Source organism: Paraburkholderia rhizosphaerae, assembly GCF_004366595.1.
Taxonomy (GTDB): domain Bacteria; phylum Pseudomonadota; class Gammaproteobacteria; order Burkholderiales; family Burkholderiaceae; genus Paraburkholderia; species Paraburkholderia rhizosphaerae.
Map to the genome: position 1 here is coordinate 167,039 of NZ_SORE01000011.1, position 26,779 is coordinate 193,817.

Consider the following 26,779-nt stretch of genomic DNA (forward strand, 5'->3'; position numbering starts at 1 on the left):
CAATATGTCACCCATTATGAGAACGATGCCGACCTGTCCGCGACATGTGACAGGAACGTTCATCCATTGGAAAAGCAGCCCGTTCCAATTGCCCTCAAACCTTTGCCCTCACGTACAAGTAAAAGCGCATTCAGCCGTTTGCGGCGGGCGAACTGTACCCCGTGCTTCTCGCCTAACACCATAAGCGCAGTTGCATATGCGTCGGCGTCCATGCATGTGTCTGCGAGCACCGTCACTGAGGCGATCCCGTTCCTCAAGGGCGCACCTTTGCGAGGGTCCATCGTGTGCGAAGTGCGCGTGCCCTCGTATTCACTCCAGTGTCGATAGTCGCCCGAAGTCGCAATCGCAATATCAGTGACTTCAATCACCGCGAACGCCTCCCTGCGGGTATATTCCGGCCGCTCGATGGCGAGTGCCCAGGAAGACCCGGTTGGCTTCGTGCCGCGTGCGCGCATCTCACCGTCAATTCCGACGAGCCATGATTGAATGCCCTTGTGCTCCATCACACGGCCCAGCTCATCGACCCCAAAGCCCTTCGCAATTCCGCACAGGTCGAGCTTCACCGGCGCCCGCTTGCGGGCGCGACTTTGCGCGACGTCGACCTCGAGTATTTCGCCGATCGGCCGATGCGGCCTTCCTCCTAGCAGGCTCGACATGCCCGGCTGGCCAACACCTCCCGGACCGAACCCCCACCGGTCAACCAGGTCACCGAGGCCGGCGTTAAAGGCGTTATCGGTTTCACGGCCGATCTCGGTTGCACGAACCAGCACCTTTGCAAGGTTGGCGGATATCGGCACCCAGACATCGACACTCGCCTTGTTAAGGCATGTAAGGTCCGAGCTTGCCTTCCAGTTCGACATCTCCTGGTCAACGGCTTGCACCGCCCTTTCGAGCCCGGCCGCAAGCGACCGATGATCGAGGTCCGCTGGCGCGTAACATTGCGCACTGTAGCGAGTGCCCATCGTTGCACCGCTGAACGTGTGGCGGCAAAGATCACTTGCCCGCTGGTTCTCAATAGACGTCTTCGACATAGCTACCCCTCAACTTCAAGTCATTCACGGTAAGGCCGGAGCCCGCCAGAATCCGCTCCCACGCGTTTGCAACCTCTCTCGCCATGTCCCTGCCTCCGCACACCATGACGTGCGCCCCTCGAGCTACGAGCTTGCGAAGCGCCACAGCATCGGCAAGAAGCCGTTCCTGCACGTAAGTTTTCTCCGCCGGGCTCGACAACGCGGTCGTAAGGACTGTCAGCCGGCCCATGCCCACAAGGCGGCGCAGTTCCTCGTCGTAAAGGAACGAGTCGCCGGATCGCCGCGCGCCGAAATACAGGTGCACCGGGCGCCCAGCCGCGTTCTGCCGGATGAATCCTACAAACGGGCCGATGCCAGTGCCGGCGCCAACAAGAATGAGCGGGGCTGCACCCGCTGCCGGCCTGAAACCAGCATTCGTACGGATGAATGCATCGATCGAGTCGCCTTGTTTCAGGCTCGTCAGATAACCCGAGCACAACCCGTCCGGATGCCTGCGCACGCAGATCTCGACAAAGCCATCTTGCGAGTCGCTCGCCAACGAATAGAATCTCGGCACTGTGTCCCCGGGCGGCACGATGCCGGCCAGATCACCCGCCTCGAACGCCGGCAGCCGGGCGCTCAGTAGCCTTTGCCATGCCGAATCTGTCTTCGGGCTACGAACAAAGCGCAATACAGACGTAAATGCCTCGGCCCCCGCCCCATAGTCCTTGCGCTCGATCAGTCGAAGTGCAATGGTACGAGGCGACGAGGGCTGGTACCGAACCTCCAGCGCGACGTCGAGTGCGGTGCTCAACTGCTCGACCCACTTTCTGAACGCACTCTCTGACTGGCGATCGATCCTCCCGAGGTCCATCAGCGGACGCATCCCCTTTGCACACAATGCCTCATGTACCTTGTGCGCATAGCCACAGAAGTTCGGGTACTGACGATCACCAAAACCAAGAACGGCAAATCCCATCGGAGGGGGAACGTCCATTCCGGCCAGCTTGTGGAGAAATTGCGTGGCGTTCGAGGGCGCATTCGCGTCCCCGAAGGTCGAAGTCAGTATGATGAGGCGCTGCGCTTTTCCGTAGCGCGACGACAGATCGTTCATCGAAGCCGTATGCACACGAAGGTTCGCCCGTGTGAGCGCTTGATGAATGGCCGTGGCGAATCCCCACGTCGCGTTTGACTCGCTGCCGACAAGGATGACCGTATCCGCCTGCCGCGTCCTTACATTGTTGGCGAGCACAGGCATTGCGCGACGACGGCGCGCCCACAACCAGATCCCGCTGACGGCGAGCATGGGAACAGAGGCGCTTGCCGCGCCGAGCAACAGCGCCAGCCACCAGAGCCCTTCACCTGTGTGCAACATGAACACGGTTTCATGAACACGTTGCAATGCATCGTTGTCCTGCCAGGCGAGCCATGTTCCCGAGGACGGATCGACGTATCCGGCACCCTTCGAAGTGCTCAACGCGTAGACGTCGCGTGGATTCTGCGGCGCAGGGAAAGCGAGCTCACGCAAGGCCGTTACGTCTACGCCTTTGAGCGCGGCAAGCTGACCGACGGGAAGCGGCGCAAGCCTGCTCACATAATCTGGATAAGCGGGCTCCGCTGCGTGTCGTTCGGGAATAATTCGAAACGTCGTCAACGACATTATCAGGCCGGTGGTCGCTGAGAGCATCAGTCCAATGAGGGCGACGCGCGCGATTTCGTTATGCACCCGTTGCAGGCCGCTACCCCGAACCCGGTCAGGAAGATGCCGCCATCCCCCCATGCGTCGCGCAAGCAGCGCGAGACCCGATGCTCCCAGCAGCAGCATGAAACCGGCAGCAACACCGGCCGCAATCCGGCCTGCATTGCCAAGCAGAAACTTCCGATGCAGATTCGTGACCCAGTGCATCGCAGGTGACGGCGCATACAGCCCGATAGCCGCACCGGTCGACGGATCGATTCGGGAAGCACGTGACTCGCCATCGGAGTTGTAATAGGCGATGACTTCGCCCGAAGGTTTGCGCACAATCTTCTCGAGCACAGGGTGTTGGGCTTTCACACGTGCAGCGAGCGTTGCGACATCCAGCGTGCCCTGGGCGAGCCGGGTTGTCCCCGCGCGCTCGACTGCAGGTTTGACCGACAGCACCGCGCCCGAGAGCGCCATGATGGTGAGTACGATCGCCGCGATCAACCCGGGCAGCGAATGAAGCTTGCGAAGCATTGCGGTTCTCACAAGGTATAACGGAACAATTTCACGTAGCCACGCCCTTTGACCGGCTTCGCAGCTCCGGACGTCGTCAACGGGACGACGACCTCGGACGGGTTCTCGTTCATCTTTTCCACCGCCGTGTCCACGTGGACCTCGTAGCCTGCGTCGATCAGGGCGTCGGCGATGTCCAGCGTCGCCCGCAACGTCTTGCCGGCGCCAACGCTCGCCCCCGTCACGCCGTCGAGGGCTATTCCACCGCTCGTCATCCGATACCAGTCACGAAGGTGTCTGTAGTACTTGGCCTTGTCGCCGGCCATCCACAGCGTTCCTTGATAGCGTCCGGCCCGATCGGTGACATACATGACCACGTATGCGCCGTCGCCGCCATAACTGTTCAGTTGGGTCTCGAATGTGACCTGGCGCGCCGAAGCCATCGAGGGAATCGCGAGTACGCCGGCGAGCGCTGCAATGGGTAGTGCGAATTTGATGCTCATGATCTGACCTTTTCGATAACGACAACACCGATTCCGATATCGGAATCCCTTGGGCACCTGCACCACGCCCTTAGCGAATCTGAACTTGTGGCTTTGTCCCTGGAGTCAGAATTCCTCCGGAAGGCGCAGCACCACTTGCCTGATTGCCAGACGCACCGTCAGGTGCAGCGGGCCGTGCGAGACTTGCACGAGCGGCGTCACGATCCTTGCGATCGCCACGCCCCCCGTCAGGGCTGCCGTCGTCATCGGTCTTCATCCGGACGATCGCGAGCGTGGCGGGATTCACTTTGGCCTTAAAGCGTTGGCCTTGACGATCGGTCCCGCGAATTTCGTAGCACCCGTCTTCCGTCTTGATCCTGGTAACGTTCCAACCCTGTTCCCTGGCAAATGCGTCGATCTCCTTGACCGGCTTCCAGCCCGAGAGCGGTACGTTGCAGGCATCGTCCGCCAGCACCACGCCGGCACCGGTTGTGCCGACTGCGACCAGGGATATGATTGCAAGGCCGTTGAGAAGCGAGCGACGTGTCATGGCTGATCTCCGGTTCATCGTGACAGTCACTACGATGCAGCCGGAACCTGAAGCCAACCTTGCGACGGTGAGGATTTTTCTTCATTCTGGCGTAAGCTTGGCGACGCAGACTTGGCGCTAACTTCACCGGGACCAAAGCATGAGAGTGCTGCTTGTCGAAGACGACAATTTGCTCGGACAGGCTGTCAAAGAGCAGATCACGCGGGACGGACACTCGACCGACCATGTCACGACGCTTCGCGATGCCCGACGCTATTTTGAAGCCGCGAACTACGATCTGATTCTGCTAGACCTGCTGCTGCCGGACGGCAAGGGAATCGGCTTTCTGCGCGAATTGCGAGGGAGCCGCTCGTCCGTTCCCGTCGTCATCCTGACTGCGCTTGATCAGATTGCAGATCGCATCACCGGATTAAATGCCGGTGCCGACGATTACCTTGTCAAACCGTTTGACCTCTCGGAACTGTCAGCGCGTGTCAACGCCGTGGCACGAAGATATGCGGGCAATCCCAATCCGCTCTTGACATTTGGCGATATCGAGATCGACCTGGCCGCACACGGCGTCACACGGGCCGGCCGTCACATTTCCCTCACCGCCAGCGAATGGGCGTTGCTCGAGGCGTTCGTTCAGCGTCCTAACGCGATTCTCTCCAAGGCGCAACTCGAGGAGCGTCTTTATTCGTTTAACGACGAGATCGGTAGCAATACGATCGAGGTGCACATGAGTCGGTTGCGCAAGAAACTTGGAGCCGATCTGATCGAGACGGTGCGCGGGCTTGGGTACAAACTCAGGCAGTCCAGGTGATGCTGCGCAGCCTCCAGGCGCGTCTGGCCGCCATGCTCGCCGTTGGGCTGGCCGTGCTGTCGCTGTTCGCCGCGACAGCGTCATTTCGCGTCTTGCGCGAAGAAATCAATCGGATGTCTGACAGTGCCTTGCAGGAGACCGCGCAGCGCCTCGTGCCGCTTGCTGTGATGGATATCCTCGATCGTGATCAGCAAAGCAGTGCCGAGCGTATCGCGGGCGTGCGCACGCACGGGGAACTACTGACCTATATCGTCCGTGATCAGACAGGCGAGACCATCCTCCAATCCCACGATGCCAACCCTGCCGTCTTTCCAGCCGCTCTCAAACCCGGATTTGCCTCCACCGACACGCATCGGCTCTACACGGAGACGGTACTTCAGGGGACGGTGTCGCTCACCATTGCAGAGCCGTTGGCGGCACGTCACCGCGCTGGCATCGAAGCGGCACTTGCGGTTGTGCGGCCGCTCGTGCTTCTGGTTCCGCTGGGTCTTATCGGCGCTTGGCTCATTGTGCGCTCCGGACTGCGCCCAATCCGTCGATTTTGCGACGGCATAGCGGCGAGAGGCCGCGACGACCTTAGCCCGCTGGGCAAGGCTGGGCTGGCCATAGAAATTGAGCCCATTGCGGACTCGGTGAATGATCTTATGCAACGACTCAACCGGGCTTTGACAGCCGAGCGCAGTTTCACTGCAAACAGTGCGCACGAGCTTCGCACGCCCATTGCCGCAGCCCTTGCGCAAACGCAGCGCCTGATTTCGGAAGCACAAGGCACACCCATCGAGAAACGCGCGCGGAACGTCGAGACGTCGTTGCGCACACTTGTGCGCCTGAGCGAAAAGCTCATGCAACTCGCCCGGGCAGAGGGCGGACGTATCCTTGCAGATACACCTCAGGACGTGCGACCGGTTCTTCAGATCGTCGTCGAAGACATCAGGCGCGCCGAGCGATCGAATGTACTTCACCTGAAGTTGCCGGAGCAGGCAGTTCTCTCGCGAATCGATCCTGACGCATTCGCGATACTCGCACGCAACCTCATCGAAAATGCGGTCAGGCACGGTTCCGACGCACAGCCGATCCGCGTCTTGCTTTCCGACGAAGGCAGGCTAAGCGTCATAAACCGCGGGTCCGTCGTGCCCGCGGACACACTTTCCCGCCTGAACCAGCCATTTGAGCGCGGCGTGACGACAGTTGAAGGAAGCGGCCTCGGGCTGGCAATCGCGAATGCAATCGCTCAGGCGGGGGGCGCACGCCTTACCTTACGCTCGCCGGCATCAGGAATGCCGGATGGCTTTGAGGCGAGCGTCGAAAATTTGAGAAATGGCGAATTCTAAAAAGGAGCCTTGGTAATAAAATCGGACGGAGTGGCATCGCGCTGCCGGATCAGCAGTGCGACTCACGCGTGCGGCTCCAGGTTATCGGATCAGAATTGCTGGTCGATATTGAACCGCACGCGCTCCGGGTGGGTTTCGCCTTTTCGGGTGATCAGAAGTTCGATGTGGTAGATACCCCCCCAGCGCATATCGAACATATTGCTGTACGTGACCGTGCCGTCCGCCCATGCCGGATCGAGCGGCTTCGTCGTTGGTTTCGCGTGCAGATGGCTGGCCTCGCTGCGTGGTCCCTTGACGACAGCCATGACATGCGCGTTTCCGATGCGCTCACCGTTCGATCTGTCAACGAGCGCGACCGTGAGGACTGACAGGTTGACGTTGTGCGCAGCATCAGGGCTGCTGCCGCTGACAAGCTTCGGGGCATGGCTCGCCGGGACCACTCCGTAGTGAACCGTGAGGTGGCGCGTCGTCACGCTGCGCGTAAGCTCGTCCGCGAAAGCGGCTGAAACTGTGCCGACGAACAGAACCATCCAGACGAGCAAGATCGAGTGTATACGCGATAGCATCCGGATCTCCTCAAGGGCCGGGCAGCCGCTCGCAGATGCCGCGAACGGGGGCGGTAAATGGTTACTTTGCAAATGCTCGTGTAAAACGAAAATGCAGACTTGACGCAGGTCAAACATTGTTGAAGCTCCCTTCATCTTCAGTTCGCGAATGGCGCCAACGGGGGCGTGGGTTGATGGACTGAAGCTCGCTCCCGAGCCATCATGCAATGACCGCGACGCGCGATGCGATCCGCGCGCGAGTTGCATCTCCAGCCCTGCGATGGATCGAACGGCAGGAGGCCCCTGCTGCGATGGTGGCTTTCGCATTGTGCCGAACTTGTCATGCAGTTCGACGAACTGCGCGATCTGGCGAGCGGCTTGATCAAGCACATATGAACCGGATGGCATAGGCTAACGACAGGTCAATTCGATGCTTGGCGCTAGTTCCGTACCTGCACTGGCCAGGAGGGGGGATGGCAGCAAGGCTAGTAGGCGAACCCATAGATGCCTCTGCAGACTGATAGCCATCCGAATACCACGCGGAAGCCAGACGCCGGATACCATGTTCTTCAGCCGCTTCGGATAGTAGTGCTGGGATTTGCCCGGGCACACCTACATGCCCCCCGTGGATCAGGATTCCGTTCAAATTAACTGTCGCTGTAACGGTTGTCGACGGCGGTCCCGGAATTCGCGAGCCCGAACTGGACCGCGTTTTCGAGCGCTTCTTTCGAAGCGTGAGGACGAAGGAGCAAGGCGGTGGTCTGTGACTGGCAATTGCATCGTGCATCGCCGATCGACATAACGCCACGCTTTGCTCAAGGACAACACCGGCCGGGGTTTAGCGTGGCTTTGACAGGGCGGCGCAGCGGCTTAAGAAGCTAATCGGCATCGACGGGGCATTGTGGCGCCGGCCCGCGTGTGCGCTGCCCTGTCGCGTTACGTTCGAAGCCCGCGCCGATGTCCGCAGCGACTCGCAAAGCTGCCGTTGCCGCCACCCTCCTCCGAGAGACGGCAATGGGTCGTATTGGGCCTTTCGAAGCGATCGACACCGGCCATTTCAGCGTCGCGAGCCGCCGCGATATTGCGTGCAAACACGGCTGGACAGATAACTTTTCTTATCACGACAGCGGTGTTTTCAGCCGTAACCGGCTTCCGGCGATTTCGCGCCTCGGCTTTGCTGACTGCTCGACCGCCAACCGGCGATTTTTTGCTGCCCGATCAACGGCATGGCGCGAAACTAAGCCTTCGCGATGCGGATTGACAAAGTTAATACGTACATACGCGAGTTGACGCTTTCATTGCGTTCCGGTGGAACGTAAAAGTGTCAACGCGCTCGCGCTTAGCCACGCCCCAGCTGCGCCAAGGTGTTGACAGAATTAATTCGGCCTACGGCGTGCAAAGAATCAAAAATCAAACTGCAAATAGTCGCCTGAGTGTCTGGATGTGTTCCTTGAACTCGGAGGACCCCGCGCGTTGCATATCAATTAGCGCGCGCCTCATATATTCCCTGCCACGAAGACTTTGGACAGCGCCCTCCGCGAGGGAGGAAAAAAGCTGCCCATTCCGTGTAAGCCTGCAGAAAGCGCGCGGTGGGAGGTTGCGATCGACAAAAAGATCGATCATCACTGCGCGGATTCGTTGGCACCGGTCCCATGTCAGCCAGAATATTGACCAAGGCAAGCGAGGTTCAAGAAGAAGCCACGCGTCCTCTGGAAGACGACCTGCTCCGGTCGCGTCATGCGTTGGTTCAAAGGTCAACTGGGCAAGTTCGGCCTGAGACCGCGATCGCTGTCCGAGGGCGCGAGTCAGAAGATAGGCCATAACGTACGTCGTCGCGGTATCGTCAATCATTCCAGCGGAGTTGCGCCATGCGGAAAGCCATGGATCGATGCCGTAGTCATTCGGTACTGCGTCAGGAGGCAGAGTCCGCGCGAGCGCGTACAGGATGTCCCGTTGGACAGCGGATTGCTCGGCGAAAAAACGTGCGACCGCTTGCGTATCTTTTGCAGCCTCCTGTACCCAAACGAGCCGATTATCGTTATTTGCATGGGAGATGCCGTTTAAAGCATCCAGGGTCACCTTTGCTCCAAAAGCTCGAACTGCCACCGCTGCAAGTTCGTTACGTCGACAATCGATCATTGCGAAGACGGCGGCAGACTGGAGACCTTGATTTAGCGCGGTCTGCAAAGCCAGATCAGGTTCTTCAACCTCGGCCCAGAAGCGGGCATCACCAACAATATCTGCGCGACGTGCGAGCGCTTCCGCCGTCAATTCTGGCAACACCTTAAGATAACTAATCAGTTCATCTACTGTTAGTGCTTCCAGAATGCGGTCGGCGACGATCCCGCTTACCTTGTCGTTATCGAGAAGGTCGACTAGTTTTCGAGGATCACGGCGAAGGATCGCACGAGCAAGGCCAGGGGCCGAATCAGGCAAAGCGGCCGGATCTATGAGACCAAGGTTCGCCCAGAGAAATTCAAACGATACGTCGTCGAGTGTCTCGACCGCACCAAGTGCTGCGTTGGCGACGATTGCCCGCGCGGTTCTCGCATACTTCGATCCCAATTCACCGCGCACAATGTCGACGGCCTCATGGATCGCCCTTGAATTTATTGGGAGGTTCGCCAAAGCCCGATGGAGGAGACATAATGGCCGAAACGCCTCACGACCGGTCTGAATGTCGGAACCGAGTCTACGGAAAAAGGAGCGCAGCCCGGAGCTGTCCGGCTGCGTGAGATCCTGAAGCGCGTCCTCTAGCCAACGTTCAATCTTTAGCTGAGTAGATTCGGCATCTACCACATCTACGAAGCGGCTTCGCACACTGCGATCGCTACCCGAGATCACCTGCAGATCGAAACCCGCCCCGTCGACCGACCGATCGCTAGCTGCGAGAGTGCAAAAACGGAAACTCCGTCGAAGCCGCGGCCACTGCTGCAGCCATATGGCGAGCGTCGTATTATCCACCTCCGGGTATGATCGGCTAACGATGATTCGACTCCTCGCTCTTCCATACAGAGCGCCCAGCACTGCTTTTGCCCAGGTCTGGTCAAAGAGCGGAAAATCTCCGTCGAATTCGACGTTCAGAGGCTTGGGCTTCGCGTACTTCTGAAAACCGCCGTGGCCCGAAGGACGTTCAAAAAGCGTCAAGAGGCTCGCTGCGGACTCCAAGGCGGCCAGATCATTGAAATCAATGAGGAGCGTATGCGTCCATACACAACCTGGACGTGGCATCTCCGGGGCCGGCCAAGAGCGGGCCAGCGCATAGAAACCCGAGTCGGCCAAAGGGTAACCTGTCAGGTAGCCATCTTCCTCGATCTGCGCTCCGGGACCCGAGATATCGCTCAATGCGAGCAGCGTTTTCTGGTCACGAAGTTGTAACGGCGTGGACAGGGCGATCTGTCGATGCCCGTCTGCATACCCGTGAAGCGCCTGATGAACCCTGACACCGGACGGTTCTTTCAACCCATGAGCCATGCAATGGGCTCCGTCAGGTCGTGTGTCTCGGGGATCGGTCCGACGAGCTGAATCCGCGTAGACGCGCGATCAAGTGCGCGTAGTTCCTCAGCTTCTGGCACCCGCTTGGCGCCTTCTTCCGTGGGATCGTAGTCGCCGCCCTGCGCGCTTAGTCCGTAGACCCGGTAGGTCCATCCGTCAGCACTGCGTCGTAGATACTGCGATAGCAAAGGCAGTTTTGTTTTCAGATAGTCATCGGGTGCGAGGCCTTCTCCGCGCGCCTTGTCCCAGGCGGACAACATGATTGCGAGCCGCCGTGGCCCAACATCCAAAGGCGACATTCGCAGCATTTGCAGCAAATCGACAAGCTGGACTTGAGTCGGGGCTAACCTCGGGTGCCAGGGCACAGGTTTGCCGGCGGGCACTTCAAGCCCCAGAGCCTTTGACAATTCAGCCTCATTCACAACCCATTGTGGAGCACGAATGGTGTCAGCGTGGACGAACAGTAACACGCCCCCTGTTTTCAGTATCTCGCCGATTTCAATCTCACAGTCGCGCTCTTCCCACATTCGGCGGTACGCTTCGCCCGGCACGTCCGGAAAGGTGACACGCCCTGCCTCGCCAGTCGGATCCATGAGATTAATGCTCACGAGCCGATTCCCAGTGATTGCCGTCCGATCCTGGACTTTGGCGTCACGCCAGCGCTGGGCAATCTGGTTCAGGTGCGACGCATTGCCAGCACGGAGCCCTCCAAAGCGAAGCGCCGTGTCGACGTCCCGCGCCGTAACCAGATGCCAAAGCGCGGCGAGGAAGGTGGTCTTACCTGAAGATGGCAGCCCAATGATAACTGCGGCGCGCTCAGCCATTGTTTGCCTCCTCCGGCTCGTCGAGTCGCGTAAGGCGAGCAAATGCACGCTTCAATGTTGACGGAGTAAGTACTGGCGCCACTGGCGGCGCCGCCGGCTTGAGCCAGAATGCCAGGAGGTCGGGCACGCCTGTTCCGCGCAGAGCGGCGTTCGTCTTTGGCGATGCAGCGACCTGGAACGGTGCGACTTCTTCGAACCTAGTCCCGAACAGATGTCTAACGTCGGCGAGCAGCGCTTCGAAGTCGCGCAAGGCCCGTTGCCCCTGGTGCGATTCAGTGACCACATCAAGCTTTGTGAGGACGAGAGCAAGTCGTGGCATCGCTCGGAGTCCGTCTCCGTCCTGAAGGCCCTGCAGCAACATCACGACATCGCCTCGGACATTGTGGCGAGCGCCCGCATCAAGCAAACGCTCGCCGTCGACGAGAACCGTCAACGTGTCGGCACGACTCACTTCCGGAAAAGTCGCAACAACGCTCACGTCGTTTGCTGCTTCTCTATATTCCTCTCCTGCGCGATCACCTAGCAATAGTGCCAGGCGTCTGCCGGTTGACACACCCCCGATCTCGAGGTGATAAAAACTCACTTCGCCTATCGGTGTTCGGTTTATATGTGGCACGCCGCGCCGTGACGCTGCGCGCGCGTCATGACACGTAAGCTCAAAGGCGTGAAGCGTTCTTGAATGCGCAAACTCGTTCTCAGCGACGCTTCCTTCTTGAAACAGATCGTACAGGCAAGCGATCAGGCTGGTTTTCCCGGCGTCGCTGGGCCCCAGTATTGCAATTACGCGGCACTTGCCCTTCCGTAGGACCCCCGATGCCTCTGCCGGGGTCAGTGTTACCGCCGGCGGGAGCGCGAGGCTTTCGGCGCCGGCCTGTGCATCCACACTGTCCGATTCCTGGTCCCCGTCCTCGGGTTCGCGTCCGTAGTGGGGACAGACGTCCAGTTGCAGGCCCTCCACGCATCGCCTGGTCTCTGCCACCTTACAGACCGGATTCGCGCAGATAATCGTCTCAATCGCTTCGCCGGCCATGGTTTACTCGAATAGAAGAAGCAAGCGCTCTCTATAAAAGAGCTCTCCCAGCGTAAGTGCCGGTAGCGTGTGCCCAGCGTCGATGCCGGTAACCGCTGCCCATCCGGGTACCCATGCATCTCCGGCACCGGTCTCCAACTGTCGCTGTATTGCGAAATGAAGCGGTGTCGATACCGGCGACAGATCGGTGCCGTCCATGAGGCGGCGCATCCAGTCCTGTTTCGGTGCGTTCACTGCTGTCACGACCGCTATCTTCTTGCGCTCCTTCAGACCGGCACGAGACAGAAGGGCTTTAACGGAAGGCGGCCCAGGGAGCAACGCGGTGTCGTTCGCTAGGTCGCTCGCGAATACTAGGGGTTGTACTTCGGCCGGTACCGCGTCAAACGCCGCGGCGTATTCTTCGCTTCGCTGACCGGTAATCCACCATAGCATCTGGAGTTCCTCGTCCTGAATCTGGATGAAGTTCTCGGCAGCGTTAATGGAGCTCACCTGACGCGCTGCCAAATTTTTCATCGTCGCACTGGTGGCCTCTGCGGCAAGCGAAAAGGCTTCGACAACGCCATCCCAACTTTGCTGTTCACGGATCTTCGCTTTCGCTTGTTCGAAGTCGAATTTCGGAACAGCGCGAGTAACGACATCGCTCAGCCTCGGCCGAGTCCGGTTTTTGCTGGCGCGCTGGACAATTGCTGCCTCAGCCAGCGCGAGAAGATCCATGGGCAGATCATGTGAGCGCGCGCCCCCGAGCGCAGCAGTCGTTATTGCCAACGCCGCCGCCGCGCCTTCGTATTCATCCTGATCCTCCATCAATATTGCCAGGCACGACCCGGAGAGGACCTGAAGCTCCCGCTTGTTGCCACTCATTTCGAACGCATCGTCCGCGTTCTTAAAGTCTTGCCGGATAGCCTGGAGGACTGACGCGTCAGGTTCCGCGCGCGTGTCATATGCCAGCCGAAGCAGTGCTTCCACGATATCGCGACCAGCCCCACTCACAACGCTAAGCACTCCTTGCCAGCGGTTTTGCCGTCGTTGTGCGTCATCCCCCATGCTTACGGAACTGTACCAGCGGGCAAAATCCTGATGCATCGGCTTTACCGAAGCGGCCATTGTTAGGTCTCCTTGCGTGCGATTTCACGTGCGAGCAGATCCAGAATCCCGCGCTCGCTGGCCCGGATCAGTGCACGACCATAACGCTCGGGCTCGGGCAGGTTCAACTCAGCTTCCGAAATCAGATCGAGGCGCTGAACGATGTCCCTACGTTCGCTTGCCCTCAGGTTCCAGAACCGGAACACCAGGTTTCGAGCGCTAGTGTTTCCCATGGCTGCCTCTCCGTCGGTATCGCTCTCGTAACCGCTGAGCTCCCGCACCGCAGGGGCCTGCTCAACGACACTTGCGGCGCGGCTCGCATTAGGCGCGGACGCGGCGACAGAAAGCGCTGCCGTGTGCGCCTCCCCTGGAAACCTGATGGTGTGACGAAAGACGGATTCACCTTCCGGCGTTTGTACAGCGCGGAACATGTCCGGATTAGATTGCCATTGCCGTAAATGCGCGGCGATCAATATTTGGCGATCCACGCCAGTCCCTGTGACGTCTACCTCGACGAGGTTGTAGCCCGGGTTCCAGCCAACTTCGTTTCGGTCCGGATTCACTGCCCCGGCGCTGAATCGGACGTACTGACGATCCAGTTGCACCCGTTGCCGGTGTTTATGCCCAAACATATGAATTGTGGCGCGACCGCAAATTGCGTCGTTTGCGTCGTCCTGATCCATGAACCAGTCAGGCGGGTGATGACACAGCACCAGATTTACGACGTCGTCCACCGGATCCAGCACAGTCTGAAGGGGACTCAGATATAAGCTTTCGCGCGTGTCGTTGTGCCCCTCAGCACCTGAGAGGATGACCGATGTTAGCCCGTGAACCCGCAGCAGAACGCCCTGACCAAGATCAAGATCCTGCTTCCAGTAAAGGCGTTCCGGAAGGTAAACCTGACAGTTAAGGAGTTTGGCGAATTCGTTGTATGCGGCAATCGGCGCAAGCAAGGCGCGACCGGTGTCCTGGTCGCGGATCTGGTTGCGTAACTCCCGTTCCCTGCTGTCGGCCGGTGCCCGCATGATGGCAGCTTGCGCGTTGCGAGTAGGAACAGATTGAGCACTCAGGTTGCGGTCGACGTCATGGTTTCCCGGCACAACGAATACGCGTTCCAACGGGCACCCTGCGGCGGCGGCCAACTCTTTTAGCCACGTCCATGCAGCATCGTATTCGTCAGTCGCCCCTTTGAATGCAATATCGCCCCCGACGAGTACCGCGCTCACCGGACCAAGTTCGCGAACGCGCGCGCGGACGTCTTGTAACAGAATCGTCCGATATGGCCGCTCAGGATCCAGTCCGGGGTCAAGACAGTCGGGAGAGCGGAAGTGAATGTCAGATACGTGGAGCAGCAGCATAGGTAGCCTTTACCCAATTTGCATAGTAATTTTTACTCATTCGGCGGCAAATGTAACATAGGCCACGGCGCAACCCAGTTGGGTATGCATAGAGAAAGGAGAGCGGCATGAGCCCACACGGGCGTCCTCGGTGTCGAGGCGCGCTCTCATTTTTCTCGCGGCCTCTTCCTGAGGCTGGACAAATTCGAAGAACCCGGTGGGTTCGGGCGTAAAAAAGCCCGCATCAAGCGGGCTTATCAGTCGACACCGGGGTCGCTACGCGGGCTCAGCCATGCTCGAACACCCTCGCGTCGTCGGCGGCGGTGTCTTCCTGATGCGCGGACAGGCGCTCGATCACCCCCTCGGTGACGTCGAGCTGGAGTTCGATCGACTGGCGCACTTCGGGGCTGTTCGGCGGCACGCAGGCCAGCAGCGAGCGCAGGCGGGCGGCATAGCCGATCCACTCGCCGCGCGCCGCCGCAGTGGCGCGGGCCGGAGGAGTTGGAACATTGATTGCCATGGGATGCCTCACCAGTTGGAACGTCTGTATTCTCGCACGACGGCGCTGATCCAGCCATCGAGCCGCGCTTCGTGTGGTTTCCAGCGCTTCGCCCGGCCCGCCGCTAGCGAAAACGTGTACCGGATCACGCCCAGCCTGTCAAGCGCCGCGCACATCAGATGGGTCCGGACCTCGTCATGAAGAGTCTTTATCTCGGCCGGCGTGGTGGCCTCCGGACAGAGCACCAGCTGGACCTCGGCGAGCACGGCGCGGCGGATCGCGTGGTAGGCAAACCGGGCGGCCTGCGCGTGATCCCCGTCGCGCTCGACACGCCGGGCGCGGAACCAGCTGCCATCGAGCGCGACCGCGTCCACCTCGGTGACGCCCGGATAGAGCCACAGCACGCGCAGGTCGGCATCGCTAAGACTGACATTGAGCCGGTCGTTGGGGTGCGTGTGCGTGACCTTCACATCGCGCAGCCGGTCGCGCCCCGCCGCGACCGCTTCCGGCGGCAGGCCTACGCCGTCGAAGGTGCCGGTGGCGTGGCCAAGCGGTGCGCCGTCCTTCAGGTCGTAGCAGTAGACGGCTTCGGGTGTGCCCGGCGTCTGGCCGGTGAGGACGATGCAGAAGGCGTGCGCGATCTGGTCAAGTTGGTTCAGCATTAAGCCGGCGTGGGGAGTTGTCGTTGGAATGGGGCGGCGTTCGGTTCAGGCCGTTGCGGAGAGTGGAAACGCCGCTTGCGGGGTCGAGCAGACGCGTAAGTCTACCGGACGGCGCCACTCCTACCATCCTGCCCTGTTTGTCCAATCCTGATAAGTCGTATTATCAGGATTGCGTTTAATGGGCTAAAATCGGGGCAGGGCGCTTTGAGCCTGTCCCGGCGCGCCCGCGCCAGCGGATATAAACCTGCTGCACATACTGCTTATCGCAGTCCAATCACACAACTTCAAATGACAGACCACACCGTTGACCTTGCCGCCGGCACCACCAGCCATTTCCCTTTCGTCGGCCACAACGAACCGGCCTTGCTGAAAATCCTCAGGGCGGCCGTTATCGCGAATCCGGCGGTGCTGGACCGGCCGTTTTTCTGCTCAGCAGACCATTCCGATTTTCTGGATTTCCTCGCGAGTGCCTCCAGCACGGGGTACCGGGACGTGCCGGTGCACGCGGTAATGGGCACGCAACACAAGAACGGCTTCGACGACGCGCGCAACTGGCGGGATGCGCTGGCCGCCCTGAAGGGGGAAAACACGGCCGGGGAAAAGTGGGATGACCGGGCGCTCGCCTATATCGAATCGGAACTCGTCCACCAGCCATTCCCATGCGATGCGCTGCCAGGCACAACGCTGCAACTCGTGTCCTGGGGCGGCGCCGTGTTCAGCGACAACGGCGCACATCGCCTGATTGCAGCCGTCTGCTGGCTCTCCGCCAAGCATGGTGCCGACGCCATGCTCCGGCAGGCGCATGTCACATATCGGCCGCTCCATTCCGCCCCGGTGATGCTCATGGCGTCCGCCGCGCGCGGGCAGCAGGACATCGCCTATGGTCGGCACGGCTTCGGATGGCTGATCCGGGTCGGCGCAGCGCCCGCGGCTCGATACGTCTTTCTGGCAAAAGAGGGTGGCGCCCCGCAGCCGGTCAAGCGCCGTGACCTGTGGAGCGTGCTGCGCGGTGATAGCAACGGTGACGCGTTCGATTCACCAACCGACGACCCGCTCAACCTGAAGCGACTGCCGCCCGAACTGGCGCTCGCACTAGCCGACGAGACCTGGCTGGAGCAATAGCCCAGCACTGTACGCCTGGAGAAACTTCGTGGCCAATAAGCCCCAGTCTGTCGCGCGCACCCGGCTTTATACGCGCAGCGACTTCACCGCGTTGCGTGCATTCGTGCAGCGCGTACCGGCCGCCACCATTGCACGGCTGTATTTCACCGCGGACGAGGACGGTCACGAACCCACGCCGGGCTGGGTCGAGTCGTACCTGCGGCGCATGCAGGCGGAGCTGGTTGATCTGGCGATCGAGCACGGCTCGCCGGTGCTGGCCGATCACCTCAAGCAGTCGGCCCGCCGGCACGGCAGCGCGCGCCTCACGGCGGTCAGCCTGAAAATGGTCGAGCAGGCCGCAGGCCTCGCGGTTGCGCGGCCCGCCCCGGAACACGGCGTGGGCATGTGGTTCCGGCCGCTGGTGGCGCTGCGCCTGAAGGACGCGGGCCTCACCACGCTCGGCGAGCTGGCCGCCTTCTGCAACGCCCGCGGCGGCAGCTGGTGGCGCGCGATCCGGCGCATCGGCCCGGGCCGCGCGCGCCGCATCGTTGCGTGGCTGCGGCAGCACGAGGCCACGCTGGGCAGCGTCGCGGCGGACGTCGACGAGCGGCCACCGTTCACGGCCAGCGATCGCGAGATCGTCGAGATCGGCGGCCGCCATGCGACGCTGGTGCCGCTCGAGCGGATGGCGCTACACGCGGCGCTGTCGGGCGCGGATGGTGACAACCGCTCGCGCGCGTTCGCCTACATCCACGCGCGCCACGATCTCGAGGCGGTGCGCGCCTATCTGTACCAGTACCGCGACCAGCCGAAGACCTTGCGCGCCTACACCAAGGAACTCGAGCGCTTCCTGCTGTGGACCGTCAGCGTGCGCGGCAGGGCGCTCAGTTCGGTGCTCGCCGACGACTGCGAGGCGTACAAGGATTTCCTCAAGGCGCCCTCGCCCGCCTTCGTTGGGCCGCGCTTCGCGCGCAGCAGCGCGCGCTGGCGGCCGTTCGCGTCGGCGCAACCGTCTGCCGACACCCAGAAATACGCGGTGCGTGCGCTGCGTGCCGCCTTCGCGTGGCTGGTCGACGTCCGCTACCTCGCGGGCAATCCGTGGCAGGCGGTCAGGGACCCGGTGGTGATCGAACGGGAAACGGACATGGACATCGGCCGTGCCCTGCCCGCCGGCCTCTGGCAGCGCGCGCGGCGCTACATCGACACGCAGTGCGCGCCGGTGGAGGCGCACTACTGGCGCACCGTCCGGACCGCCCTGCTACTGAGCGGCGACTCCGGTCTGCGGCGCGAGGAACTGACCGTGGCGCGGCGCGAGAAAATCCGTCCGTCACCGCATGGGGATCCGACGATGCCGGTGTGGGAGCTGACGGTGGTCGGCAAACGGAAGAAGGAACGCACCGTGCCGGTCAGCCCGGCCGCGATCGGTGCGCTGCGGGCGCACTGGGCCGACCGCGGGCTGGATTTCGACACGGCGACGGACGGGCCGCTGCTCCGGCCGGTGTTCATCCCCCCTACGCCGCTGGCGCTGGCCAGGCACGGCGACGGCATGGACACCTCGTACGTTCCCGACGCCATCAACAAGATGGTGCGCTGGGCCATGAAACGGCTCGTCGCCGGCATGCCGGACCTTACGGTGGCGGAGATGGCACAGCTCGCGTCGACCTCCCCGCATGCGTTCAGGCACACGTTTGGCACGCAGGCGGGCGCGAACGACGTACCCCTCGACGTGATCCAGCGCATCATGGGCCACGCCTCGCTGCAGACAACGACGATCTATGTGCAGGCCGAGCGCGAGCGCATGATGAAGGAAAGTCAGAAATACTTCGCGAAAGCATTAAACAGCAATGCCGCCGCTCCAGAATCGCCCAACGAAAAAGAAGATGTTTGATTCCGGTTGTACCGCCCCGCAGCGGCAATGAGACCTCACGAGTTCATTATGCGTAATAACGCCCTTACCGATGACGCGCATGCGTTAGCCGAGCGCCTGAAACAGACAATCTACGAGTTCGACCGCCCGGTAGAGAGGCTCGTGCGCGATATCGCGCCTACCACCCTGCTCGACATCGTCAACCACACGACACCACATCAGCGGCTCGTCGAAGCCTCACCACCCTTGTTGCCGCCGGCGGCGGCGTTGGTCGCGGCGACAGCGCGCATCTGGGGGCGTGACCTGTTTCATACCGAGTCGGGGCGTCTGCTTGTACGTGTACTTGCGATCGCCGGGCCGGTGGCGGCCGCCGATAAGTTGCTGTTTCAGGCCGATACCCGTTCGACCTGCCTGCCGCGACTATTGACCGAGACCGCCAAGGCATATCGTGCGGTATTTGGCCGTTACCCCGAATCGTGGCTGACCGAAACCAGCGGCGGTCGCATCAGTCACTAGGCGCTATGAATTGCGGAGTGAAGGTGATCTTCGTCCCCGGCCGGCGGTCCCCGCGTGCCTCTCGCCTGCCAGCCCCACTTTCAGTGTTTGAGTGTTAAGCATGCTCGTCCACGCCCTGGGTGTGAAAGCACAATTTCAGTATATAAGGCGACTTAAATCAGTCACGTTCGACTTTGCCAGTGGCGAGTATTCTCATTACCGTACGGATAGACCGCTTTCTGCCATTCGACGGAAACCGGGACGCGTTTTCTTCGAGGCCATGCCATCCGTGACGGCGCGCTAGCTCCCGGATATGCTTCAATTCGGATGTTCCAAGTTGACCTGCGGCAAAGCAATCACGGATCTGTTTGGGGAGACGGGAGATCGCGATGGCTGCTTGTACATCTGTCCTCGATATCCCCACTGCGACGGCCGCTTGCGCTTGGGTAGGCCAGACGCCCTTTTCCAAGGCTGCCGAGAGAACGGGACCAATGAGCGATAAAGCGCTCTGTACTCCATGATACCTGTTCACCAGATTATCAATTTCAGCCTTTGCAGCTTCCGCTGGGCTTAGATAGGGATTCTTGCGGTCAGCTCTGTCCGCTCTTTTGCGTGCGGTCGCAAGGAGCCGCTTTGCCTGCTTATGCGACCTGAACGCGCCAGCGTCAATTCCATAACCGATTATCGTGTCCAAGCCCGGCGAGTCGGGTGTTCGCGCGTACAAAGACAGAAAAGCGGATCTGAACGCGGCGAGTCGCTCTTCACGCATCTGTTTCTGTTCGTCGTGCATTTTGTTGTCCGCAGTGCCGGAGGTCATCGGCCGATTGGCGGCGAAATCATCGCCTGAATGAGTTGCTCCAATTGAGGAATACGGAGTATCAAGTCTTCCAGACATGCAGATTCCACAACAAGATGCTTGTTGCCCTTCCCCACTCTGACGCGTACGTCAATGCTACGGTGAGGCAACTTACCGGTCAGCAACGCTGACTCGATGTCAGAAACAGGCGTACCACTCGGAATGATCGCCGCGCGCTCGCGGGCGATATCGAGACCGATGCTTTCGATAATGAGGGCAATTCGCCGAACGGCCTTATAGCTAAGACGGCCAGGATCTCCGATTGCCGTATGTATCTCGGCCGGAAGGTTCGCAGCGGCGATCGCGCGGGACACCATTGCGGTCGACACGCCCAAGTCCCTTGCCAGGCGCGTCTGAGACGTCCACAGACCACGCTCAAGCAACGAAAGATGGAAGCGACCGAAAGTTGCGGGAGGTGCACCAACGGCCGCAAGTTTCTTGTACACGGCCAACGCCGTCCGCTGGTTAGGTATTTCACGTACCGAAAAGTCGTGTGTCACGATATCCCCGATTGATCAATTTGCCCGTCTTAGGATGGCTATTTTTTGGGCATGTCAAGCAAACGCGAAGGATCGTACCTTGAAGTCACGCTTGGTGCTGCAACGTCTCTCGCACGCGACGTCTTGTACGTACTTGCGAGCTTGACGCACGTAGCACGTTCTTCGGATTGCGCGTGCGCCGGCAACCGAACAGAAAATTCAACGGCTCCTTGTACGGCGAGATGCTCTTTGGCTGAGTTCGCAGTTTCTACGTAGAAACTGCGCTTCCCTCGGTCAAGGCCGACGGGCGCCGCGTCGCCCACTCAATTCCTCAATACGTCGAGATCGTATTGGCGTGGGCTCACAGTTTCTACGTAGAAACTTCGGTTCTTTCAAGTCGCGGGGCCCGTCATAGTGCCTCGGACCCGCACACGCTGCGAACGCCTTACGTCGTAACAAAACAACTGACAATTTATTGAATTATTTGTCTTCAGACATTAAACTCCGGCTCACGTGCGGAGTCTCGCCACGCCACGGTCACGAGTTTCTACGTAGAAACTCGGCATGGAACAGGAGCCCAAATGCCAGCAAAGATCATCACTGTTTTCAATCAAAAAGGTGGAGCAGGCAAATCCACCGTCTCCACCAATGTCGCGGGCACTTTGGGCTCCCGAGAAAGAAAAACACTCTTAGTCGATCTAGATCCGCAAGCCACGGCGTCTATTTCCGTTGGTAATGCGCCGGACCACCGGCCGTTTCCGGCGTCGCTCGCAAATCTGTCGCAGGTGAACAAGCCAGAACGTGAAATTAGAAAATTCGTCGATGATTTTGATTTCATCGTCATTGATTGCCCACCTGCGATTCGATCTACTGCGCCATCAGTTGCGTTGCTTATTTCGGATCTTGGTCTTATCCCCGTTGGACCTTCTGGCGGGAACCTATGGGCCATTGAGGAAGCAAAGAAACTGGGCGTATACGCGCAAGGCCTGAACCCCGACCTAAAACTCCGCGCAGTCGCAAACATGGATCAGAACATCACCATAGTTCGTCAAGTATTTAAAGCAGCTGAACAAGACGAAGAAATACAGATGTTCAAGACACGGCTTGGCTTGCGCGGTGCTTACAAGGAGGCGGAGGTCTCTGGAACCACCGTCCTTCAGATCGCGGGGGCAAAAGCAGCGCACAAAGAAATCAATGCGCTTGTGGACGAAATTCTGCAAGTACTCGGAGAAGAATGATGGCGCGCAAGGATTTTTCTCAGCAAATCAACGCAGGTTCGACTCGTGATCAACAAATTCGGAAGTCTCAGGTCAGCTCGCGTTTCGACAGGATCGACTCAGCGTTGGAGGGCAGGGATAGTCTGCTTGTCGGCATCGCACAAGACGTGCAACGTGCCGACAGTGCAAGTTTCTATGTAGAAACACTGGAAAAGGAAGGAAAGGTCACCCGCACCTTTGCCAGGTGGCCCATCGATAAAATCGATGACAATCCCCTTAACAGCAGGACGATTTATAGCGAAGAGAAAATCGCTGCACGCGCAAACTCGATTGCGAAAGAAGGGCAGTTGGTGCCCGCACTCGCTGCGCGTAGCACGACGGATTCCTCTCGCATCGTCCTTATCGACGGCCATTACCGAAAACGCGGTGTCGCCTCGCTAAACAAGACCGAGCTCGAAGTCTGCATACTTGAAGGGCTGCAGCCTATCGACTTTTACCGGCTGGCTCGGGCTGCAAACAGTGAGCGCGAAGCTGAAACCACACTCGATATTGCATACGGTTATCAAAAGTTGCTGGATAACGGGATTGCGCGGAGCGATGACGAGCTAGCCCGGCTTATCGGGGAAAACAAGTCAAAGGTCAGCAAGCTCCTATCGCTCCTGCAGCTGCCCGACGCGGTTCGCGACATAATGGCCGAAACACCTGAGCCATTCGGGATCAACATTAGCTACGAGATTGCTCTGTACCACAAGGCGATGGGCATCGATGCGAAGACGATTGCGTTCACAGAACGCATCCGCGACGAGCAACTTTCATTCGCGAAGGTTAAGTCGATACGGGAGGCTCTCGAGCAAGGGAAGCGCGCCCGAAAAAACATGTCGCGCCAATACAAGATCGCACGGGCAGACGGCACCCCCTTGGGCACGATAAAGGAGTGGGACAACGGCCGCATCGTTGTGGATCTGGCCTTAGGAAACGCGGAGACAGCGCAAAGCTATCTCACGCTCTTAAGGGAACAACTCGAAAAGGACGGCCACGGAAGCACACCTGCTAAAGCAGAGAATAGTTGACGCGGCTGTACCGCAACGCTACCCCGCGACTACGCGGCGTCATCGAGTGCTAGACGGCTTTGTGGATTCTGAATGAACTGGAAGTCGAGTGAATTGACCGCTCGGCCAAGCTTGATCGGCTTCCAGGTCACGACTAGATCGGCCTTCGAATTCAGTTCGTTGACGGCCGTTTCGATCACCCGGCGCTTGATATCGGCAAAGCGATATGTTTCCGGAATTTCCAATACTGACCTGAAATCCTCGAGCGTGATGAGCAGTCGTCCCCGATCACGCTCTCTCATTAGTAGCTCTAACAACCGCCACGAATATAAGGACTGCAACCCTCTCGCAAACTCCAGTTGGTACGACACAAACCTGCGCTGGAGCATAAAAATGTGGGGCGTAAGGTCGGGCGAAAACGAGATTTCCGCCCAACCTTCGCGTTCGTGATATACGGCCTTCCAGACCCAGTTGAGCGTAACTTTCCGCGGGCCGTCCATGTAGGTCAACGTGCGCTTCTGGAGGCTTGCACAACCTTCTTTCAATCCCTCGTACGCTGCGGTCGCTTGTTTCTCGCCCGAACGAGGCGCCAAAGCAGCAAGTGCGGCAAACTCATCAGCGCGGACTCTCACCGCGACGTAACCGTTCGTGCGACCATGAAGGTACGGAGACTTTTTGCTGTCGATACATCGAAGCGCGGCCATCATCACGCGCTTTTCGTTCAACGTGAGGCCTTGCTGAGCATTCACCAGTGCCCTGCTCATTGCAACGGTGCCCTTGACGCGTCCCTCCCCATCAAGCGCTGGTTCGTCGAGCACCTCTATGTGCAGAGGCTCGATCTCTACTATCTCGACGTGGGATTCCCCGGAAGGGGCACCGCTTTTTTTGTCCAAAGGTGACTCCTAGCAGAAGGCGTCACCATTATAAGGTGACATGACAACATCGCAAGTCACCGATGTGGATAACGGTCGCTAAAAGTCACATCCGGCCCGCTTTTTGTCCATACCAGGTCGGTTTGAGTCACGGGCAGGTCGCCAAACGTCACTTTTGATTGAAGGGGTAGGGCCGGAGAACCAAGCGTGTCAAGGCTTCTAGCCAGTCGGATATGCGTTTACAAAAGGTTCTACAAAGGGTTATACAAACTATCTTATAAAAGAGACCTTTAAAAAAGATCAGCCTGATGCCAAAAAAACAACAACCGTTAGGTTGATCATCGTCGTTCTAACCTGCTGCCGCTGTCTTTCCGCTGAACTCAGCTGGATTAGCGTGCCGACAAGGATATTTTTCCGAAGGAACGGTGCCACGAAAGGTGACGTAAACCGACCCCAGTGTGATAACCAGCATCAGTGACACATTCCGACCCAACGGCCCGACACGCAACTGTGACGTCCGACCCGTCGTTCATTCGTGCATCCAAGTGACATATTCCGACCCAGCGATTGTCAACGAGCGGTGACGTATTCCGACCTGCTCCGACGGACACAGACACACAAGGTGACGCATTCCGACCCGGAAGCAAAGGTGACGCATTCCGACCCAGAAGCAAAAGGTGACGCGGTTCGACCCACTGGGGCGCCACGCGCCATAGTCCATGCGAAGCGACACATCCAGACTATGTAACCGATCGATGAAGTGCCTGGTGGGACGCGGCGTTACAGGATGTGAGCAGTTGCTAGCGCCAAAAGTGACACAAAGCGGGCCAAAGCGATCGAATCGATCGCGCACCAAGTCAACGACGCCCCTCCAGGTCGGAAAGCGTCACCTTTGGAAGGGCTTTGGAATAGCTGAAAGTGAAAACACTGCCCGAGAGCACCAGCTTTTTCCTTTGTGGGTCGGAAAATGTCACTTTACAGATCAGACTTCCGTCGGCCGCAGACCGTACATCGTCGCGCGCGCGGGGAGGCAGGCGAACTTGTCCGGATTTTCTACTGCAGGATATGCTGCGATTGCCTGTGGGATGGCGCATTCCGGCCACCCGGCGAAGTGAGGAAACGCGCTGAAGGTGCTTCCGCCACCTGTAGGAATCCGCTCTAAGTAGTCTGCACATTGCTGTGCAAACCTGACTTTTTCTGCTTCACAGAGGCCGGTTTCACGGTTGCCGAAGCATCCGCCAGAGCCTTCCTCTCCACAGACTGCTGCGCCAGAGCTTGACGCCGAATGTTGATGGCCGCGTTAAGGTCGCGGTCCATCTTTAAGCCGCAGCCGCATTCGATAACCCGGTCGGCCAGCGTGATTGCATGAATCGCGCCGCACGCCGAGCACGTCTTGCTGCTCGGAAAGAAGCGGTCGATCACGATCACCTGAGCGCCGGTCATGGCGGCCTTATATTCCAGTTGACGGCGGAACTCGAAGAATCCTGCATCGGCGATGGCACGAGCGAGTCTGCCGTTCTTCAGCATGCCCGAGACGTTTAAATCCTCGATGCCGATGGTCGAGTAGTTCGCTGCGAGTTTCGTCGTCAGCTTGCAAAGCATCCTTGCGGACGTTTGCGATACGCAGGTGCAGCCGGGCCAGCTTGGCTTTCGCTTTGGCCCGGTTTGCACTTCCCTTCTGTTTGCGCGACAGCGAGCGTGACAGGCGCGCCATGCGCTTATGCTCGGCACGGTGCGGCTTTTGCGCGGGGGCGCCGCCGCCATCACTGAATGTCGCCAGCGTCTTGATTCCAAGGTCTACGCCGACCGCGCCGCGATCCTCCACGGCCCTCAGGCGCTCCTCTGTTTCGACGGATAGCGCGACATACCAACCATCGGCCATGCGGCTCACGGTCGCGCCCAGCACGCGCCCAGCAAAGCGCAATTCCTCGCGCATGCGAACGACTCCGCAGCGCGGAAGCTTCACGGTTGAGCCGACTACCTGTACAGCATGGCTTGACGCGTTCTGAGGCCCATTGTCAGCGCGGAACGAATCGCGGATGCCCTTGCGCTTAAAGCGCGGGTAGCCCGGCTTCTGGCCGAGCTTCAATCGCCGGAAGAAGTGGTCGAACGCGAGCCCTACGTTCTTGATTGCGACTTGCGGCGCGCACTTCGTTACCTCGGCCATCCACGGGAATTCGGCGGCCTTGATCGCGTTCAGTTGCTTACGCATCGCAGCCTCGTTCGGTTTTCCGCCTGCCTCGTGTCGGCGCTTCCATTCCGCCAGCGCCCAGTTATAGGCGAACCGAGCCACGCCGCATGCGCGAGCGAAATACCTCGCCTGCTCTGCGGTCGGATCGAGGCGGATTTTATGGACGCGGACAATCACCCGGCGGCTTCCTTCAGGGCCTCGAGAAGCTGCCTGTTCTTTTTGCTGCGCGAGCCGTACAAGCGGGCCGAGAATACCGTAATGATTTCGAGCACGTCCTTTGCGAGTTCTTCCTCGAACGACGGCTGGTCGTCCTTGTGGATGATGACGATTTCGATGTTCTGCGCCGCGCACATGGCGAACACCAACTCGGATCCGAAGCGCAGCAGGCGATCCTTGTGAGTGATTACAAGCCGCTTCATCTGCTTGCGCAGAATCATTTCGAGCAGCCGGTTCAAGCCTTTCTTGTGGTAGTTCATGCCACTGCCCAGGTCTCTAATGACCTCGCAGCGCCAGCCTTTTGCGGCGCAGTAGCTTTCCAGCATCGCGTGCTGACGCTCAAGGTCCGCCTTCTGGTCATGCGAAGAAACACGGGCGTAGCAGACCGTCGGCGCATCCTCATTGCCGATTCCGAGCAGGTCCGAGACTGCGTAGTAGCGCGTTCCGCCCGCCGTCTTGCGCGCGGGCAACAGTTCACCGGTCTCCTCCCACTTGCGCAGGGTGGAGACCGCGACGCCGAGCATCGTTGCTGCCTCGCCAATCTTCACAAGTCTCTTTTCCATATGGATAGATTAGGGCAGATTTCGGC

22 protein-coding genes and 1 pseudogene are annotated in these 26,779 nt (G+C 59.5%); 7 read left to right on the top strand and 16 right to left on the bottom strand.

The genetic code is table 11. The annotated features are described in order from the left end of the window. Positions 1-59: 59 nt before the first annotated feature. From BX592_RS16410 to BX592_RS16425, 4 genes are all read right to left on the bottom strand, one after another. Positions 60-1,031, bottom strand: coding sequence for an FAD:protein FMN transferase (locus BX592_RS16410; RefSeq protein WP_134192862.1), 972 nt, complete (start codon positions 1,029-1,031; stop codon positions 60-62). After that, positions 1,012-3,228, bottom strand: a complete 2,217-nt coding sequence (locus BX592_RS16415; RefSeq protein WP_134192863.1) for a PepSY domain-containing protein — start codon at positions 3,226-3,228, stop codon at positions 1,012-1,014. Before BX592_RS16415 ends, BX592_RS16410 begins: the two co-directional genes overlap by 20 nt. A gap of 8 nt (positions 3,229-3,236) precedes the next feature. Then, positions 3,237-3,704, bottom strand: coding sequence for a DUF2271 domain-containing protein (locus BX592_RS16420; RefSeq protein ID WP_134192951.1), 468 nt, complete (start codon positions 3,702-3,704; stop codon positions 3,237-3,239). 76 nt (positions 3,705-3,780) lie between these two features. Continuing rightward, entirely contained in the window at positions 3,781-4,239 is a 459-nt protein-coding gene (locus tag BX592_RS16425) for a PepSY domain-containing protein (protein ID WP_134192864.1), read from the bottom strand. A gap of 139 nt (positions 4,240-4,378) precedes the next feature. On the opposite strand from BX592_RS16425, the gene BX592_RS16430 reads away from it, so the two are divergent. Next, positions 4,379-5,041, top strand: coding sequence for a response regulator (locus BX592_RS16430; RefSeq protein WP_134192865.1), 663 nt, complete (start codon positions 4,379-4,381; stop codon positions 5,039-5,041). Continuing rightward, positions 5,041-6,372, top strand: a complete 1,332-nt coding sequence (locus tag BX592_RS16435; RefSeq protein WP_134192866.1) for a sensor histidine kinase — start codon at positions 5,041-5,043, stop codon at positions 6,370-6,372. The genes BX592_RS16430 and BX592_RS16435 overlap by 1 nt, the downstream gene beginning before the upstream one ends. 89 nt (positions 6,373-6,461) lie before the next feature. On the opposite strand, the gene BX592_RS16440 is transcribed toward BX592_RS16435, so the two are convergent. From BX592_RS16440 to BX592_RS16475, 8 genes are all read right to left on the bottom strand, one after another. Continuing rightward, positions 6,462-7,307 carry a hypothetical protein gene (locus BX592_RS16440; protein WP_377681670.1) on the bottom strand — a complete coding sequence of 282 codons (846 nt, stop codon included), beginning with the start codon at positions 7,305-7,307 and terminating at the stop codon, positions 6,462-6,464. A gap of 1,020 nt (positions 7,308-8,327) precedes the next feature. Further along, positions 8,328-10,391: a GAP1-N1 domain-containing protein gene (locus BX592_RS16445; protein WP_134192867.1), complete on the bottom strand. Its 2,064-nt coding sequence runs from the start codon at positions 10,389-10,391 to the stop codon at positions 8,328-8,330. Beyond that, entirely contained in the window at positions 10,376-11,236 is an 861-nt protein-coding gene (locus tag BX592_RS16450; RefSeq protein WP_208327907.1) for a TRAFAC clade GTPase domain-containing protein, read from the bottom strand. The genes BX592_RS16445 and BX592_RS16450 overlap by 16 nt, the downstream gene beginning before the upstream one ends. Continuing rightward, positions 11,229-12,266: a TRAFAC clade GTPase domain-containing protein gene (locus BX592_RS16455; protein ID WP_134192868.1), complete on the bottom strand. Its 1,038-nt coding sequence runs from the start codon at positions 12,264-12,266 to the stop codon at positions 11,229-11,231. The genes BX592_RS16450 and BX592_RS16455 overlap by 8 nt, the downstream gene beginning before the upstream one ends. A gap of 3 nt (positions 12,267-12,269) precedes the next feature. Then, entirely contained in the window at positions 12,270-13,370 is a 1,101-nt protein-coding gene (locus tag BX592_RS16460; RefSeq protein WP_134192869.1) for a GTPase-associated system all-helical protein GASH, read from the bottom strand. A 2-nt stretch (positions 13,371-13,372) separates the two neighbouring features. Continuing rightward, positions 13,373-14,707 carry a metallophosphoesterase gene (locus tag BX592_RS16465; RefSeq protein WP_134192870.1) on the bottom strand — a complete coding sequence of 445 codons (1,335 nt, stop codon included), beginning with the start codon at positions 14,705-14,707 and terminating at the stop codon, positions 13,373-13,375. Between the two features lie 265 nt (positions 14,708-14,972). Beyond that, entirely contained in the window at positions 14,973-15,206 is a 234-nt protein-coding gene (locus BX592_RS16470) for a hypothetical protein (RefSeq protein ID WP_134192871.1), read from the bottom strand. Positions 15,207-15,214: 8 nt separating this feature from the next. Beyond that, positions 15,215-15,847 carry a hypothetical protein gene (locus BX592_RS16475; RefSeq protein ID WP_134192872.1) on the bottom strand — a complete coding sequence of 211 codons (633 nt, stop codon included), beginning with the start codon at positions 15,845-15,847 and terminating at the stop codon, positions 15,215-15,217. Between the two features lie 288 nt (positions 15,848-16,135). Here BX592_RS16475 and BX592_RS16480 point away from each other — a divergent pair, with 288 nt between their 5' ends. From BX592_RS16480 to BX592_RS16490, 3 genes are read left to right on the top strand one after another with little or no spacing between them, the layout of a single operon-like run. Beyond that, complete coding sequence (locus BX592_RS16480) at positions 16,136-16,969, top strand: hypothetical protein (protein WP_134192873.1); 834 nt, start codon at positions 16,136-16,138, stop codon at positions 16,967-16,969. 28 nt (positions 16,970-16,997) lie between these two features. Next, positions 16,998-18,836 (top strand): site-specific integrase, encoded by a 1,839-nt coding sequence (locus BX592_RS16485; protein WP_134192874.1) that lies wholly within the window; start codon positions 16,998-17,000, stop codon positions 18,834-18,836. Between the two features lie 48 nt (positions 18,837-18,884). Continuing rightward, the gene (locus BX592_RS16490) at positions 18,885-19,331 is read left to right on the top strand and encodes a hypothetical protein (RefSeq protein WP_134192875.1); all 447 of its coding nucleotides are present in this window, start codon (positions 18,885-18,887) and stop codon (positions 19,329-19,331) included. A gap of 792 nt (positions 19,332-20,123) precedes the next feature. On the opposite strand, the gene BX592_RS16495 is transcribed toward BX592_RS16490, so the two are convergent. Continuing rightward, entirely contained in the window at positions 20,124-20,612 is a 489-nt protein-coding gene (locus BX592_RS16495; RefSeq protein ID WP_134192876.1) for a hypothetical protein, read from the bottom strand. Between the two features lie 614 nt (positions 20,613-21,226). On the opposite strand from BX592_RS16495, the gene BX592_RS16500 reads away from it, so the two are divergent. Beyond that, entirely contained in the window at positions 21,227-21,883 is a 657-nt protein-coding gene (locus BX592_RS16500; RefSeq protein ID WP_134192877.1) for a ParA family protein, read from the top strand. Then, entirely contained in the window at positions 21,880-22,932 is a 1,053-nt protein-coding gene (locus BX592_RS16505; RefSeq protein ID WP_243849579.1) for a ParB/RepB/Spo0J family partition protein, read from the top strand. Before BX592_RS16500 ends, BX592_RS16505 begins: the two co-directional genes overlap by 4 nt. 29 nt (positions 22,933-22,961) lie before the next feature. Here BX592_RS16505 and BX592_RS16510 read toward each other — a convergent pair whose 3' ends face one another. From BX592_RS16510 to BX592_RS16520, 3 genes and pseudogenes are all read right to left on the bottom strand, one after another. Continuing rightward, positions 22,962-23,804, bottom strand: a complete 843-nt coding sequence (locus tag BX592_RS16510) for a replication initiation protein (protein ID WP_134192878.1) — start codon at positions 23,802-23,804, stop codon at positions 22,962-22,964. A 1,137-nt stretch (positions 23,805-24,941) separates the two neighbouring features. After that, a pseudogene (locus BX592_RS16515) lies at positions 24,942-26,151 on the bottom strand (RNA-guided endonuclease InsQ/TnpB family protein). Continuing rightward, positions 26,148-26,753: an IS607 family transposase gene (locus BX592_RS16520; protein ID WP_134192879.1), complete on the bottom strand. Its 606-nt coding sequence runs from the start codon at positions 26,751-26,753 to the stop codon at positions 26,148-26,150. Before BX592_RS16520 ends, BX592_RS16515 begins: the two are co-directional and overlap by 4 nt. Positions 26,754-26,779: the final 26 nt, after the last annotated feature.